16 protein-coding genes are annotated in these 13,944 nt (G+C 68.4%); 7 read left to right on the top strand and 9 right to left on the bottom strand.

Annotation, left to right across the window (positions count from 1 at the left end; genetic code table 11):
- Window positions 1-8 precede the first annotated feature (8 nt).
- The 4 genes from LWW89_RS00870 to LWW89_RS00855 all read right to left on the bottom strand — a co-directional run bounded on the left by LWW89_RS00870 (window position 9) and on the right by LWW89_RS00855 (window position 3,405).
- Window positions 9-854: a sulfurtransferase gene (locus LWW89_RS00870; protein ID WP_293259688.1), complete on the bottom strand. Its 846-nt coding sequence runs from the start codon at window positions 852-854 to the stop codon at window positions 9-11.
- 2 nt (window positions 855-856) lie between these two features.
- Window positions 857-1,213, bottom strand: a complete 357-nt coding sequence (locus LWW89_RS00865) for an STAS/SEC14 domain-containing protein (protein WP_293259685.1) — start codon at window positions 1,211-1,213, stop codon at window positions 857-859.
- 69 nt (window positions 1,214-1,282) lie between these two features.
- A complete protein-coding gene (locus LWW89_RS00860; RefSeq protein WP_293259682.1) occupies window positions 1,283-2,158 on the bottom strand; it encodes a DMT family transporter in 876 nt (291 codons plus the stop codon).
- A gap of 134 nt (window positions 2,159-2,292) precedes the next feature.
- Window positions 2,293-3,405: an aromatic ring-hydroxylating dioxygenase subunit alpha gene (locus LWW89_RS00855; protein WP_293259680.1), complete on the bottom strand. Its 1,113-nt coding sequence runs from the start codon at window positions 3,403-3,405 to the stop codon at window positions 2,293-2,295.
- Between the two features lie 155 nt (window positions 3,406-3,560).
- On the opposite strand from LWW89_RS00855, the gene LWW89_RS00850 reads away from it, so the two are divergent.
- The 4 genes from LWW89_RS00850 (at window position 3,561) to folE2 (ending at window position 7,607) form a co-directional block, all read left to right on the top strand.
- Complete coding sequence (locus LWW89_RS00850) at window positions 3,561-3,848, top strand: exodeoxyribonuclease VII small subunit (protein ID WP_293259677.1); 288 nt, start codon at window positions 3,561-3,563, stop codon at window positions 3,846-3,848.
- Window positions 3,845-4,765, top strand: coding sequence for a polyprenyl synthetase family protein (locus LWW89_RS00845; protein WP_293259674.1), 921 nt, complete (start codon window positions 3,845-3,847; stop codon window positions 4,763-4,765). Before LWW89_RS00850 ends, LWW89_RS00845 begins: the two co-directional genes overlap by 4 nt.
- A gap of 48 nt (window positions 4,766-4,813) precedes the next feature.
- A complete protein-coding gene (gene dxs, locus LWW89_RS00840) occupies window positions 4,814-6,655 on the top strand; it encodes a 1-deoxy-D-xylulose-5-phosphate synthase (RefSeq protein ID WP_293259671.1) in 1,842 nt (613 codons plus the stop codon).
- A gap of 145 nt (window positions 6,656-6,800) precedes the next feature.
- Window positions 6,801-7,607 carry a GTP cyclohydrolase FolE2 gene (folE2, locus tag LWW89_RS00835; RefSeq protein ID WP_293259669.1) on the top strand — a complete coding sequence of 269 codons (807 nt, stop codon included), beginning with the start codon at window positions 6,801-6,803 and terminating at the stop codon, window positions 7,605-7,607.
- Window positions 7,608-7,826: 219 nt separating this feature from the next.
- On the opposite strand, the gene rplS is transcribed toward folE2, so the two are convergent.
- The 4 genes from rplS to rpsP form a co-directional block, all read right to left on the bottom strand.
- On the bottom strand, window positions 7,827-8,192 hold the full coding sequence (gene rplS, locus LWW89_RS00830) for a 50S ribosomal protein L19 (RefSeq protein ID WP_293259667.1): 366 nt from the start codon (window positions 8,190-8,192) through the stop codon (window positions 7,827-7,829).
- Window positions 8,193-8,263: 71 nt separating this feature from the next.
- Window positions 8,264-9,094, bottom strand: a complete 831-nt coding sequence (gene trmD / locus LWW89_RS00825; protein WP_334156799.1) for a tRNA (guanosine(37)-N1)-methyltransferase TrmD — start codon at window positions 9,092-9,094, stop codon at window positions 8,264-8,266.
- A 5-nt stretch (window positions 9,095-9,099) separates the two neighbouring features.
- Window positions 9,100-9,669 carry a ribosome maturation factor RimM gene (rimM, locus tag LWW89_RS00820; RefSeq protein WP_293259664.1) on the bottom strand — a complete coding sequence of 190 codons (570 nt, stop codon included), beginning with the start codon at window positions 9,667-9,669 and terminating at the stop codon, window positions 9,100-9,102.
- Window positions 9,670-9,716: 47 nt separating this feature from the next.
- Window positions 9,717-9,971 (bottom strand): 30S ribosomal protein S16, encoded by a 255-nt coding sequence (gene rpsP, locus LWW89_RS00815; protein WP_293259661.1) that lies wholly within the window; start codon window positions 9,969-9,971, stop codon window positions 9,717-9,719.
- 274 nt (window positions 9,972-10,245) lie between these two features.
- Between rpsP and LWW89_RS00810 the strand changes: the two genes are divergently transcribed.
- A complete protein-coding gene (locus tag LWW89_RS00810) occupies window positions 10,246-11,739 on the top strand; it encodes a hypothetical protein (protein ID WP_293259658.1) in 1,494 nt (497 codons plus the stop codon).
- A gap of 83 nt (window positions 11,740-11,822) precedes the next feature.
- On the opposite strand, the gene LWW89_RS00805 is transcribed toward LWW89_RS00810, so the two are convergent.
- Complete coding sequence (locus tag LWW89_RS00805; protein ID WP_293259655.1) at window positions 11,823-12,692, bottom strand: YihY family inner membrane protein; 870 nt, start codon at window positions 12,690-12,692, stop codon at window positions 11,823-11,825.
- A 219-nt stretch (window positions 12,693-12,911) separates the two neighbouring features.
- Between LWW89_RS00805 and wrbA the strand changes: the two genes are divergently transcribed.
- On the top strand, window positions 12,912-13,511 hold the full coding sequence (gene wrbA / locus LWW89_RS00800) for an NAD(P)H:quinone oxidoreductase (RefSeq protein WP_293260306.1): 600 nt from the start codon (window positions 12,912-12,914) through the stop codon (window positions 13,509-13,511).
- Entirely contained in the window at window positions 13,508-13,897 is a 390-nt protein-coding gene (locus tag LWW89_RS00795) for a DUF2069 domain-containing protein (protein WP_293259652.1), read from the top strand. The genes wrbA and LWW89_RS00795 overlap by 4 nt, the downstream gene beginning before the upstream one ends.
- Window positions 13,898-13,944 lie beyond the last annotated feature (47 nt).

Below are 13,944 nucleotides of genomic sequence, written 5' to 3'. Positions count from 1 at the left end.
GGTTATCGTCAGCGAGCCACCGGACGGGCCGGATCGCCAACCCATTCGCTCCAGGAACCGGCATAAAGGCGCGAGCCGGGCAGCCCCGCCACTTCCATCGCCAGCAGGTTGTGGCAGGCGGTGACGCCGGAACCGCACTGGTGCACCACGGCCCCAGGCGAGCGAGCGCCGAGCAGGGCCAGCCATTCGTCCCGCAACTGGACGGGCGGCTTGAAGCGCCCGTCCGGCCCCAGATTGTCGCGGAAGAAGCGGTTCACCGCCCCGGGGATGTGGCCGCCCACCGGGTCCAGGGTCTCGTTCTCGCCGCGGAAACGGTCCGGCGCCCGGGCATCGACCAGCTGGAAGCCGCGCCGCTCGATGTTTTCCAGCACCTCCCCGGCGGAAACCACGTCCAGCGCCGCTTTCCACGGCAGCACCTTGGCGGCCGGCTGCGGACAGGCCGTTTCCAGGGGATAGCCCGCCGCCTTCCAGGCCGCCAGGCCGCCGTCGAGCACCGCAACTCGCTCATGGCCGAGCCAGCGCAGCAGCCACCACAGGCGGGCGGCGAACATGCCGGGGCCGTCGTCGTAGGCCACCACCATGGTGTCCGGGCCAATGCCGAGGCGGCCCAGACGGGCCGCCAGGGTCGCGGCATCGGGCAAGGGATGGCGGCCGTTGCGGCCGGTCATCGGGCCCGACAAATCCCGGTCCAGGTGGGCGAACACCGCGCCGGGCAGATGGCCGGCAGCGTAGGCGGCCTCGCCGGCATCCGGCTTGGCCAGGTCGTGGCGGCAATCCACCGCCACCCAGGCCGCATCGCCCAGATGAGACGCCAGGTCGGCGACCGAAACCAGGGGGGCTACCGGCAGCGCCACGCTCAGACCTCGTCGACGGCGGAGAGCCAGGCTTCGGCGTCTTTCGCGCTGTCGAACACGGCGATCTCGGCCTCGACAAAGCTGCGGTTAAGCCAGGCGCTCCAAGCCACCCACTGGTTGTTGGACACCACGGCGATGCGGCGGAAGTCGGTGGCGTGCTGGCGGGCGAACTTCAGTTCTTCCCAGGCCACGTCCACGGTGAAGCCGCCCATCTCTTCCAGGTTGAGCAGCAGGTCCATCGGCCCTTCGAACTTCGCCTTGTAATCGACCAGCTCCTCCAGCTCCCGGTAGTCGGCCAGGGTGAATTCACCGTAGACGTTGACGCTGACCCGCCCGTTCTGGTGGTCGGTGACGATCATGGAGTCCTCCGCTTGTTGTGATTGGGTTGATTCAGTCTAACACCGGCGCGGGGACTTGTTCTCCACCGCTCAGGCGGGTTTTCCGCCCCGGCTGGGGGCCCGGCTGTAGTGGCTTGCCAACAACCCGCTGGCGGCGATCAGCGCCATCGCCAGCCAGCCATCCGGGCCGATGCGCTCGCCCCACAGCAGCGCGCCGAACAGGCTGGCGAATACCACGGTGGAGTAGGCCAGGCTGGCCGACAGGAAGGTCCGGCCCCGCTTGTAGGCCCGGGTCATGGCCAGTTGGGCCAGGGTAGCGAAGCCGCCGACGCCAAGCAGCTCCAGGGTGGCGATGCCGTCCCGCAGGGCGAAGGCGCCGAACCCTTCGCCACTCAGCACCAGCCACAGGGCGGCGCCGACGGTGGACAGGCCGGAGAAGTACAGCACGGTGCGCCACTCCGATTCCCCCAGGGCGCCCAGTTCCTTGACGTTGTAGTAGGCCAGCCCGGCCAGCACGCCGGAGCCCAGGGCCAGGCTGCCGGCCAGCCAGTGCTCGCCGGAGAACACCGGGTGCAGCAGCAAGATCACGCCGACGAACCCCAGCCCCAGGGACACCCACAGCATCAGGGGCGGGCGGTGTCCGGCCAGCACCACCAGGAACAGGGCGAGGAACAGGGGCGAGGTGTAGTTGAGGGTGACGGCGGTGGCCAGGGGCAGCATCACGATGCCGTAGAAGTAGAGCATTAGCGACAGCAGCCCCGAGACGCCCCGTTGCAACTGGAAACGCCAGTGGGGCGTGGTCAGGGGCAGCCCCCGGCTGCGGGCGTAGGCGTAGATGAAGAGAAACGACAGCAGGGAGCGCCAGAAGACGATCTCGGCAGCGCTGTGGGCGCTGCTGGCGAGCTTGACGCACACGCCCATGCAGGCGAACAGCAGGCTGGCGGCCAACATCCACAGGGATTGCACGGGTGGGGCTCCAAAAATGAAACGGGGCGCCGGATTGTACGGCCATCGCAGTGCGCGGCCGGAACATCGGCGCCCCGGGGGGCAAGAACGCGAAGGGGCGGAAGCGGCGAACCGCCGCCGCCACGCCGCGCCTCTTACAGGTGGGGAACGATCAGCTGGCGGTAGAACTCGTGGAAGTGCTGCATGCCGTCCTCCATCGGGCTCTGGTAGGGGCCGACTTCGTTGCGCCCTTCCTTCATCAGGGCGTAGCGGCCCCGGTCCATGCGCTCGCCGATGTCATCATCCTCGATGGCGGTTTCCATGTAGGCGGCCTGCTCGGCCTCGATGAACTCACGCTCGAAATCGACGATCTCCTCCGGGTAGTAGAACTCCACCACGTTGAGGGTCTTGTTCACGTCCTGGGGAATCAGCTGGGACACCACCAGCACGTGGGGGTACCACTCCACCATGATGTTGGGGAAGTAGGTCAGCCACACCGCGCCCTGGCGCGGGGTTTCGCCCCGGCCGGCGTAGAAGTCGCGCACCGCCTTCTGCCAGCGGCCGTACACCGGAGAGCCTTCCTTGAGCAGGGAGGTGATGCCCACCTTCTGCACCGAGTACCAGTCGCCGAACTGCCAGGTCAGGTCGTCGCAGGTGACGAAGTTGCCCAGGCCCGGGTGGTAGGGGACCACGTGGTAGTCCTCCAGATACACCTCGATGAAGGTCTTCCAGTTGTAGTTGCACTCGTGCAATTCGACCCGGTCGAGCTTGTAGCCGGAAAAGTCGAACTCACCGGCCACCTTCATGCCCGCCAGGTCGGCGCCCACGTCGCGAGAGCCCTGGAAAAGCAGCCCGTTCCAGTTCTGCAACCGCACCTTGTTCAGGTTCAGGCAGGGGTTTTCGGGAAAGTGCGGCGCACCGATCAATTCGCCCTGGCGGTCGTAGGTCCAACGGTGGATCGGGCAGACGATGGTCGAATCGAGGGTGCCCGAACCTTGCAGCATGATCGCCTGGCGATGGCGGCAGATGTTGGACATCAGCCAGGTGCCCTGGTCGGCGTTGTTGACCAGCATGCGGCCGTGGTCGGCCCATTCCAGGGAACGGTAGTTGCCGGCTTCCGGCACCATCAGTTGATGGCCGACGTACCCGGGACCGGCATCGAAGATGAGCTTTTTCTCCAGTTCGAAAAGCTTCTCGTCGAAATACCAATCCACCGGCAGTTGGGAAACGGCCGGGGCAAGTTGTGCGCGGGTAGCGATGTCGGTCATAGCCGGACCTCCGGATTCAGAGCCCTAGGCGGAAACAAGAAGAAACACCGAAAAATTCTGTTAAAACAACAGGGAGGCGGGATTTTAGCCGGGTTCCAATTTGACCAAAAGCCTTTTTTTACGGTACGTTTCCCGGTTTCCCCTGTCCCATTGATATGGATCAACCCGGCACCCACACCCGGAAAGCCTCGCCAGCGGCCGGCGACACGGCGCCTTCCGCCTCCGGCGCGCCCACCTTCGAGGACGCCCTGGCCGAGCTGGAACGCCTGGTTCAGGGCATGGAAGGCGGCCAGCTGCCGCTCGAAGCCTCCCTCGAAGCCTATCGCCGCGGCATGGAGCTGCTCAAGCTCTGCCAGGGCCAGCTGGCCGAGGCGGAACAGCGCATCCAGGTGCTCGAAGCCGGCGCCCTGCGCGACCTGCCCGCCCCCGGAGGCGCGGCATGACCGCCCCGCTGCACGACGCCAACGCTCCCTGCACTCCCTTCCCCGACTGGATGGCAGCCGCCCAGGCGCGCACCGAGCGCGCCCTGGCCCGCCTGCTGCCCGGCGCCGACCAGACGCCCGCCCGGCTCCATGACGCCATGCGCTACGCCGCCCTGGGCGGCGGCAAGCGGGTGCGCCCCCTGCTCGCCTTCGCCGCTGGCGACGTGAGCGGCGCCGCCCCTGCGGCGGTCGAGGTGGCGGCCTGTGCCGTGGAGATGATCCACGCCTATTCCCTGGTGCACGACGACCTGCCGTGCATGGACGACGACGTGCTGCGCCGCGGCCGTCCCACCTGCCACGTCGAATACGACGAGCCCACCGCCCTGCTGGTGGGCGACGCCCTGCAGACCCTGGCCTTCGAGCTGCTTGCCCGGGAGTCCATCGCCACCCCGGCGGTGCAACTGGAGATGGTCGCCCTGCTCGCCCATGCCTCGGGCTCCCAGGGCATGGCCGGCGGCCAGGCCATCGACCTGGCCTCGGTGGGCAAGCCCCTCACCCAGCCCGAGCTGGAGTTGATGCACGTGCTGAAGACCGGCGCCCTGATACGCGCCGCCGTGCTGCTCGGCGCCCTGGCCGGCTCGCCCCTGCCCGCCGCCGAACGGGAGCGCCTCGACCACTTCGCCAAGCGCGCCGGCCTGCTCTTCCAGGTGGTGGACGACATTCTCGACTGCACCGCCAGCACCGCCACCCTGGGCAAGACCGCCGGCAAGGACGCCGCCGCCGACAAGCCCACCTACGTCAGCCTGCTCGGCCTCACCGCCGCCCAGGACTTGGCCGAATCCCTGCAGCGCGACGCCCTGGCGGCCCTCGAACCGTTCGGTCCCCGGGCCGAACGGCTACGCCAGCTGACCGGATTCATCACCAACCGTCGCTATTGAGGCGGGCAGCACACGCCACCCAACCTCCCACGCAGCAGCCCCGCGGTCATGACCTCCCCCCTTCTCGCCACCATCGACCAGCCCGCCGATCTGCGCCGGCTCGACCGCAAACAGCTCAAGGCCCTGGCTGACGAACTGCGCGCCTACATCCTCGATTCGGTCTCGCACACCGGCGGCCACCTGTCGTCCAACCTGGGCACGGTGGAACTGACCATCGCCCTGCACACCGTCTTCAACACGCCCGAAGACCGACTGGTGTGGGACGTGGGCCACCAGACCTACCCGCACAAGATCCTCACCGGCCGCCGCGAGCGCATGGCCACCCTGCGCCAGTACCACGGCCTGTCGGGCTTTCCCAAGCGCTGCGAGAGCGAGTACGACACCTTCGGCGTCGGCCACTCCTCCACCTCGATCTCCGCCGCCCTGGGCATGGCCCTGGCGGCCAAGCTCAAGGGCGAGGAGCGGCGTACCGTGGCAATCATCGGCGACGGCGCCATGAGCGCCGGCCAGGCCTTCGAGGCCCTCAACAACGCCGGGGTCTCGGACGCCAACCTGCTGGTCATCCTCAACGACAACGAGATGTCCATCTCGCCGCCGGTGGGGGCGCTCAACAAATACCTGGTGCGCCTGCTCTCCGGCCGCACCTACAACGCTGCCCGGCGCGGCGCCGAGAAGGTCCTCGGCGTGGCCCCGCCGCTCCTCGAACTGGCGCGACGCGCCGAGGAGCACATGAAGGGCATGATCAACCCGGGCACCCTGTTCGAGGAATTCGGCTTCACCTACTTCGGCCCCATCGACGGCCACGACCTGGACGCCCTGATCCCCACCCTGGAGAACCTGAAGAGCCTCACCGGGCCGATCTTCCTCCACGTGGTGACCAAGAAGGGCCAGGGCTACAAGCTGGCCGAGGCCGACCCGGTGCTGTACCACGGCGTCTCCAAGTTCGACACCGAGAACGGCATCCAGGGCGGCAAAAGCGGCGGCAAGCCGACCTATACCGCCATCTTCGGCGACTGGCTGTGCGACATGGCCGCCGCCGACGACAAGCTGATGGGCATCACCCCGGCCATGCGCGAGGGCTCCGGCCTGGTCAAGTTCGCCGAGCAGTTCCCCAAGCGCTACTTCGACGTGGGCATCGCCGAGCAGCACGCCGTCACCTTCGCCGCCGGCCTGGCCTGCGAGGGCCTCAAGCCGGTGGTGGCGATCTATTCCACCTTCCTGCAACGCGCCTACGACCAGCTGGTCCACGACGTGGCGCTGCAAAATCTGGACGTGACCTTCGCCATCGACCGGGGCGGCCTGGTCGGCGCCGACGGGGCAACCCACCACGGCGCCTTCGACCTGTCGTTCCTGGCCTGCATCCCCAACATGGTGGTGATGGCTCCGGCCGACGAGGCCGAGTGCCGCGCCCTACTGTCCACCGCCTACCGCTACCCCGGCCCGGCGGCGGTGCGCTACCCCCGCGGCAGCGGCCTGGGCGTGGCCCCGGGTGCCAGCCTGGACCCCCTGCCCCTGGGCAAGGGCGAAATCCGCCGCGAGGGCAACGACGTGGCCCTGCTGGCCTTCGGCAGCATGGTGGCGCCGGCCCTCAAGGCCGCCGAGGCCCTGGACGCCACGGTGGCCAACATGCGCTTCATCAAGCCCCTCGACGCCGACCTGGTGGAGCAGCTGGCACGCAGCCACGGCACCCTGGTGGTGATCGAGGAGAACGCCGCCATCGGCGGTGCCGGCAGCGAAGTGGCCCGGGTGCTCGAAGAGCGCGGCCTCACGCCCCGCCTGATCCGCCTCGGCCTGCCCGACCGCTTCGTCGACCACGGCGACCAGGTCCAACTGCTGGCCGAAGTCGGCCTGGACGCCGCCGGAATCATTGCCGCCGTGCGGGGAAACTAGCCCTGGCGCGGTTCTCCGGCCGACAGGTGCCAATAGCCGCCGATAGTCAGCCCCCATGGCGGCAATAGTTGAGTATTTTGCTTAGGTATTTAAACTGGCTCATGTTAGCCTCCCCTAACCCCTAACCGAGCCGTTAGGTAAAACAATGACTGCTACCCCCCAACACCTCGCCATCCCCGACGTCCAGGCCAGTGCGGACACCCGCCAACTGGCGATCAACAAGGTCGGCATCAAGTCGATCCGCCACCCGGTCAAGATCAGCGACCGCAGCGGCGACGTGCAGCACACCGTGGCCAACTTCAACATGTACGTGGGCCTGCCGCACAACTTCAAGGGCACCCACATGTCCCGCTTCGTGGAGATTCTCAACTCCCGCGAACGCGAAATCTCGGTGGAATCATTCCCCGCCATGCTCAGCGACATGGTGCTCCGCCTGGAGGCCGAAACCGGCCACATCGAGATGAATTTCCCGTACTTCATCAACAAGACGGCGCCGGTTTCCGGCGTGCAGAGCCTGATGGACTACGACGTGACCTTCATCGGCGACATCCGCAACAACCAGGTCACCTTCTCCCTCAGGGTGGTGGTGCCGGTGACCAGCCTGTGCCCCTGCTCGAAGAAGATTTCCGACTACGGCGCCCACAACCAGCGTTCCCACGTCACCATCACCGCCGAGCTCGACGGCCACCTGTGGATCGAGGAACTAGTGCGCCTGGTGGAGGACGAAGCCTCCTGCGAGCTGTACGGTCTGTTGAAGCGCCCGGACGAGAAGTTCGTCACCGAGCGCGCCTACGACAACCCGAAGTTCGTCGAGGACATGGTCCGCGACGTGGCCGCCCGCCTCAACGCCGAACCCCGCGTGGTGGCCTACGTGGCCGAATCGGAGAACTTCGAGTCGATCCACAACCACTCGGCCTACGCCCTGATCGAGCGCGATAAGCGCCAGGGCTGAAACGGCCTCACCGTGCCGGCGCCGCGCGACCGGCACGACCGCAAAAAAGCCCGGCCTGAGTGCCGGGCTTTTTCGTTCCTCCTACCCCGGTGCTGCCGCCCACCGGACAAAAGGACAAATAAGGACAAAAAAAACGGGGCGCCCGGAAAACCGGGCGCCCCGTTGCGTCGTTGCCACCGGCAACCCGCCGCAGAACGGCGGACTGCCGGCAGCAGGGCATCAGCCCTGGCGACGCTCGAGCTTTTCCTTGATCCGGGCGGACTTGCCGGAACGCTCGCGCAGGTAGTACAGCTTGGCGCGGCGCACGTCGCCGCGGCGCTTCACTTCGATCGAAGCCACCAGGGGGGAGTAGACCTGGAAGGTCCGCTCCACGCCTTCGCCGGAGGAGATCTTGCGCACGATGACGGAGGAGTTGAGGCCGCGGTTGCGCTTGGCGATCACCACGCCTTCGTAGGCCTGCAGACGCTCGCGGTTGCCTTCCTTGACCTTGACCTGGACGACGACGGTGTCGCCGGGGGCGTAGTCGGGAAGGGTCTTGCCCAGGCGGGCGATTTCTTCTTGTTCCAGTTGCTGGATCAGGTTCATGTCGAACTCCTTGTTGGACGGGAAGGCTGCTGTGATACGACCCGTTTATGTCGACCGCAGAGCTGCTCGTTTCAGGTCGAAGGGGATTCCGCCTGGGCGGCCTCCCGCTCGATTTCCGCGAGCAGATGCGCTTCTTCGGCCGTAAACGGCCGACTTGCCTTCAGCTTCGCGAGAAGCTCCGGGCGGCGTTCCCGGGTCCGCGCCAACGCCATTTTCAGGCGCCAGCGGCGAATTTCCTTGTGGTTGCCGGACAGTAACACGGCCGGCACCGGCATTCCTTCGTACACCTCGGGGCGGGTGTAGTGGGGGCAGTCGAGCAGCCCCGTGACGAACGAGTCCTCCACGGCGGAAGCGGCATCGTTCAGCACCCCCGGCAATTGCCGCACGACGGCGTCAATCAACGCCATCGCCGGAATCTCGCCCCCTGAAAGGACGAAATCCCCGAGCGAAATCTCTTCATCGACGCAGCGCTGGATCAGCCGCTCGTCGACCCCTTCGTAGCGCCCGCACAGCAGCACCAGCCCGGGTTCGTCCTTCAGCGCCATGACCCGCTCGTGGGTCAGGGGCGCGCCTTGCGGCGACAGGTAGATCACCCGGCTGCGCGCCGCACCGGCCGCGCGTTGCCGCGCCTTGGCCGCCTCAATCGCTGCCGCCAGGGGCGCCGGCTGCATCACCATGCCGGGACCGCCGCCGAAGGGCCGGTCGTCCACCCGCCGGTAGTTATCCGACGTGAAGTCGCGCGGGTTCCAGCAGTTCAGCGTCCAGCGGCCCTCTTCCAAGCCGCGGCGGGTGACACCATATTGTCCGACGGCGGCGAACATTTCCGGAAAAATGGTCACCACGTCGAAGGCCAGGGCAGACACCGGCTGCTGCGCCTGCAAAACCTGCTCCGGCTGCGTCACCGCGTTTACCAGTCCCGCTGCCAGTCCACCCGGATCACCCCGGGGGCGCCGTTCTTCGGCAAGATCACCTCGCGGACCACCTGCTCGACGAAGGGCAGCAGATGCTCCCGGGGCTTCTTCTCGCCGGGGGCCGCCGCGTCCTCGCGGACTTGCAGCACATCGTTGGCGCCGGTTTCCAGCAGGCCGTAGACCGTGCCGAGGGCGTCGCCCTGCAAGGTTTCCACCGGCAGGCCGATCAGGTCGCCCCAGTAGTAGGCGTCCGGCTCGGGCCGGGGCATCTCGGACCGGGGCGCGCCGATGTAGGCGCCTTTGAGCGCTTCGGCACCGCTCCGGTCGGACACGCCGGTGAATTGAGCCACCAGACCGTCGCCGTGCCACTTGCACCCGGCCAGGGGCAATGCCTTCCAGCCGGTGTCCTCGGAGCCGACCCACCAGTGGAGCATCTTGCCCCACTCCAGCGGATCGTCGCCGAAGGGATGGACCCGCACCCAGCCACGAACGCCGTAGGCGTCCGTGATCCGCCCAAGCACGATGACCGGAGCCGCTTGCTCGTGAGAGGCAGCAGCGTCAGCCATGGCTACGGGACGGGGCGAATCCGGCAAACTCACTCCCCGAGCGTGGCTCAGGCAGCGACTTTGGCAGCGTACTGCTTGGCCAGACGGGCCACGGTCGGGGACAGCTGGGCGCCGGTGCCGGTCCAGTATTGCAGACGGTCCATGGCGATGCGCAGGCCTTCCTCGGACTCGGCAGCCACGGGGTTGTAGAAGCCGATGCGCTCAATGAAGCGGCCGTCGCGGCGATTACGGGAATCAGCCACCACCAGAGTGTAGAAAGGACGTTTTTTCGCGCCACCGCGGGCGAGACGAATCACAACCATCGTTGTTCTTCCCGGTTAAGGATTGTGGAAAAAGCCGGAAATTATAACAAGATCGGGGACTTAAACAAGACCGGCGGGACTTTTTTTGCCGTCCCGCCCGCCCCAGAAGCCCTGGCGCCCCGCCACGCCGCCCCGGGACGTTTTGCGCTATGCTGCTCGCACGCGCCCCGCGCCCGCACACATAGCAATCAACACGTCGACGAACACCCACCCGGGCGGCCGGTACGGAAGCCCTCCCGACACTCCGGCACATCCCCTACCCGCTCCGCCGCCCATGCCCGATCCAACCGCCGACGCTTCGCGCCTCGCCGCCATCCTGGAGTGGCTGAGCCTGCCTCCACTGCCCGACGCCACGGCGGATCTGGCGGCCCTCGACCAGCAACGTGCCGCCCTCCGCCCCTTGGCGCTCACAGGCCAGGAGCGCCTGCAAGCGCTCAACCGGCTGGCCGCCCGGACCATGGTGGCCATCAACGGCGCCCAGTCCCAACTGAGCGACCAGCCCCTGCCCCTGCCGCGCAAGCTGCGTGGCCTGACCCGGGCCCTGCTCGACCTCAGCGCCGCCCTGGCGGACGATTTCGACGCCCTGCTGGCCAGTCCCGGCACCGCCGGCCAACTGGCGCCGCAGCGGGCCCAGATCCGCCACCGCACCCTGCTGCTGCGCCGCCTGCACCTGGAAATCGCCGGGCTCGCCGGCACCCCGCCCCATCCCGATGCCTGGTCCGGCCTGCACGGCACTTTTGCCGCCGCCGAGCGCGAGGGCCTGGCCGACGGCAGCCCGTCCCGGGGCGAGCGCAGCGCCCGCCTCGAATACGCCCACGCCCTTTTGCTCGGACTGGTGCCGGCCGGCGCCCTGGGCGCCGGGGCCTACGCCCTGGCCCGGCGCATCGGTGCAGCTCTGGCCGAGGAGCTGGAATTCCTACCCGGCCCGGACGGCGGACACCGGGGGCTGTTCTGGATCGAACCCGGCCGCGACATCCCGCCGGTAGCCCTGGCGCGCCGCCCGCCCCCACCGGACACACCGGCCCGCTGGGTAGCCGGCGACCGGGCTGCCCGGCGCCTGGTCCAGCTGGCCGCGAGCGGCCAGGCGGAGCGCCTGGGCCTGCCGGCCGCCCACGGCGTTGCCCTGCTGCAACAACACCAACCGACCCTGGACAAGCTGGCCGGCCTGTGGGGAAAACCGGCCAAGCGCCGCTTCCCCCGCCGCCGCCAGAACTACCGGGCGCGCCTGTGCATCGGCCTGCCGGCGGTCTGGGCGCTCCTGGCCGGCCGCCTGCCCGAGGATGACGAAACCCGCTTTTCGCGCTGGATGGTGACCAACGAAAGCCCCGACGGCTATGCCGCCATGCACTTGTCCGACCCCACCGACCCGGTGCGGCCCGGCGAAGTGGTGGCGATCCAGGGGGAAAAGTCGCCCCAATGGCACGTCGCCCTGGTGCGCTGGGTGATCTCGGAAAATCCGGAGCATCTGGAACTGGGGCTCCAGCTCGCCGCCCCCCGGGCCCAGGCCGCCCGGGTCGGCGACCCGGCCCAGGGCCCCGCGGGGGAAACCCCGGCCCTGTTCCTGCCCGGCATGCCCGGAGTGCGCCCCGCCCCGGCCCTGATCGTCCCCGTCGGCACGGTGGACGAGGACACCCCCAGGTTGGCCGTGACCATCGAAAGCCGGGACGGCGCCACCGCCGAAACCCTGGAGGCCCAGCCCACGTCGCGCCTTGAGAGCACCGCCAGCGTCTGCCTACTGCAACTGGCGACGATGACCGCAGCGCACTGAAGGCGCCAATCCTCACCGGCGCTCACCATACCCGCACCGACATCCCTGAAGGCTTCCCCAGGGCGAAAGCCCGCCGGATTACCCTACCCCGCCTCCCCCACGCCGCCCCGGGTGGCCGCCACCAGGGCGCCCACCAGCACCACGTTCCAGGTCAGGTAGAGCCAGAGCAGAAAGATCGGCACGGCAGCGAAGGCGCCGTAGATCAGGGTGTAGGACGGAAACGAGGCCAGGTACCAGGCGAACAGGCGTTGCAACAGCGCCAGCCCGGCGGTGGAGGCCACCGCCCCCACCAAGGCGTCGCCCCAGCGCACCGGGGCGTTGGGCACCCGCCAGTAGAGCAGGAAGAACATGCCCACCGGCGCCGCCCAGGCCAGCAGGTTGAAGAGCCACTGGCGCAGCCAGCGCCCCTCGCTGAACCAGCCCAGGGACAGGGACAGGGCGAAGGTGACCACGCCGAAACCCAGCGCCAGGGCCGCCGGCCCCAGGATGAGCATGGCCCCGAACAGCTTGGCCCGGCCCGCCAGGGTGCGCCCCTGGGCGACCTGCCAAACGTGGTTGAAGGCCCGCTCGATGCTCACCGCCAGCAGCAGGGTGGTGAGCAGCAGGAAGCCCAGGCCCACCAGGGTGAGCTTGGTGGCCTTCTGGGAAAACAGCAGGGCGTACTTGGTCACCACCACCCCGGCCTTGTCCGGCAGCAGGTTGGCGAACAGCACCTTCTGCACGTCGACCATCAGGGTCGAATAAAAGGGTAGGGACGACACCACCACCAGGGCGATGGTCACCAGGGGCACCAGGGACAGCAGGGTGGTGTAGGCCAGGCTGGCAGACAGCTGGGCGAAGTGCTCCTGCCGGTAGCGGCGCGCCACCCGGGCGGCGAAGCGCAACGGGTTGGACGGGCCGCCGACAGAGCCGCGACGGGCGGCAGGGGAACGGTGCAAACGGGAACGGGCCATGGGGCCGCTATAATAGCGGATTGCCCGGGGAGGCCGGCCGGTGGCGCCAGTCGGCACACCAACCGGGCTCCGCGCGAATCCCACGCACTCCCCAGCATTGCCGGCGTCATGGGCGGCCTAGCCACATCCTTGGCCCACGCCTCTGGCGGCCAGAAACGCCACGCCGGCGCCCCTCCCCTTTTTTCCCGTCCTTCCGACCAGACGACGCCCTCCTTCGCCATGGCCGACATCCTCGTCCTCTATTACAGCCACCGCGGCTCGGTGGCCGCCCTGGCCCGCCAGGTGGCCCGCGGCATCGAATCGGTGCCGGGCATGAGCGCCCGGCTGCGCACCGTGCCCAAGGTCTCGCCGGTGAGCGAAGCCAGCGCCCCGGCCATTCCCGACGACGGCCCGCCCTACGTGGAGCCCGCCGACCTGGCCGAATGCGTTGGCCTGGCCCTGGGCAGCCCGACCCGCTTCGGCAACATGGCCGCGCCGATGAAGTATTTCTGGGACGGCACCATCCCGGCCTGGACCCAGGGCCACCTGGAAGGCAAGCCGGCGGCGGTGTTCACCTCCACCGGCAGCCAGCACGGCGGCCAGGAGACGACCCTGCTGTCGATGATGCTGCCCCTCTTCCACCACGGCATGCTGCTGCTCGGCCTGCCCTACAGCGCCCCGGAACTGTCCGCCACCCCGGCCGGCGGCACCCCCTACGGCGCCAGCCACGTCGCCGGCAGCGGCGGCGACCCCACCCTCCACCCCGACGAGGCGCGCCTGGCCTTCATCCTGGGCCAGCGCCTGGCAAACACCGCATCCCTATTGGCTCTCAAGGCATGACTCCTCAACAACAAGCATCGGTGCGGCTCTCCAGCCTGGCCGCCAGCGTGGGCCTGATCGGCCTGATCTTTCTCGGCCTCTACTGGGAGATGGCCGGCGCGCCGATCCACCCGGGGGGCTCGTGGATGGTGCTCAAGATCGCGCCCCTCCTCTTCGCCGTGTTCGGCATCCTGCGCGGCACGCGCTACACCTACCAGTGGAGTTCCCTGCTCGCCCTGCTCTACCTGATGGAAGGCCTGGTGCGCGCCACCAGCGACCAGAGCCCGGCCTCCCGGGCCTTCGCCTGGTGCGAGGTGGCGCTCGCCTGCCTGTACTTCGGCGGCGCCGTGGCCTACGCCCGGCTGACCCGCCCGGTGAAGGCATCGGGCAAAGCCCAGGGCAAATAAGGTAGAAGCGCCCGGGGCGGCAATATATTAATTTTTTTCATGTATCC

The sequence above is a fragment of the Oryzomicrobium sp. genome, assembly GCF_021287045.1.
Taxonomy (GTDB): Bacteria; Pseudomonadota; Gammaproteobacteria; order Burkholderiales; family Rhodocyclaceae; genus Oryzomicrobium.
Note: the sequence above shows the minus strand (reverse complement) of the source record. Positions and strands in the feature narration are given on the sequence as shown.

Bases quoted from the DNA above. Each gene is read 5' to 3' on its own strand.
- LWW89_RS00865 (WP_293259685.1), bottom strand. From the start codon at position 1,213: ATGATCGTCACCGACCACCAGAACGGGCGGGTCAGCGTCAACGTCTAC.
- LWW89_RS00855 (WP_293259680.1), bottom strand. From the start codon at position 3,405: ATGACCGACATCGCTACCCGCGCACAACTTGCCCCGGCCGTTTCCCAA.
- LWW89_RS00850 (WP_293259677.1), top strand. From the start codon at position 3,561: ATGGATCAACCCGGCACCCACACCCGGAAAGCCTCGCCAGCGGCCGGC.
- LWW89_RS00845 (WP_293259674.1), top strand. From the start codon at position 3,845: ATGACCGCCCCGCTGCACGACGCCAACGCTCCCTGCACTCCCTTCCCC.
- dxs (WP_293259671.1), top strand. From the start codon at position 4,814: ATGACCTCCCCCCTTCTCGCCACCATCGACCAGCCCGCCGATCTGCGC.
- folE2 (WP_293259669.1), top strand. From the start codon at position 6,801: ATGACTGCTACCCCCCAACACCTCGCCATCCCCGACGTCCAGGCCAGT.
- rplS (WP_293259667.1), bottom strand. From the start codon at position 8,192: ATGAACCTGATCCAGCAACTGGAACAAGAAGAAATCGCCCGCCTGGGC.
- rimM (WP_293259664.1), bottom strand. From the start codon at position 9,669: ATGGCTGACGCTGCTGCCTCTCACGAGCAAGCGGCTCCGGTCATCGTG.
- rpsP (WP_293259661.1), bottom strand. From the start codon at position 9,971: ATGGTTGTGATTCGTCTCGCCCGCGGTGGCGCGAAAAAACGTCCTTTC.
- LWW89_RS00810 (WP_293259658.1), top strand. From the start codon at position 10,246: ATGCCCGATCCAACCGCCGACGCTTCGCGCCTCGCCGCCATCCTGGAG.
- LWW89_RS00805 (WP_293259655.1), bottom strand. From the start codon at position 12,692: ATGGCCCGTTCCCGTTTGCACCGTTCCCCTGCCGCCCGTCGCGGCTCT.
- wrbA (WP_293260306.1), top strand. From the start codon at position 12,912: ATGGCCGACATCCTCGTCCTCTATTACAGCCACCGCGGCTCGGTGGCC.
- LWW89_RS00795 (WP_293259652.1), top strand. From the start codon at position 13,508: ATGACTCCTCAACAACAAGCATCGGTGCGGCTCTCCAGCCTGGCCGCC.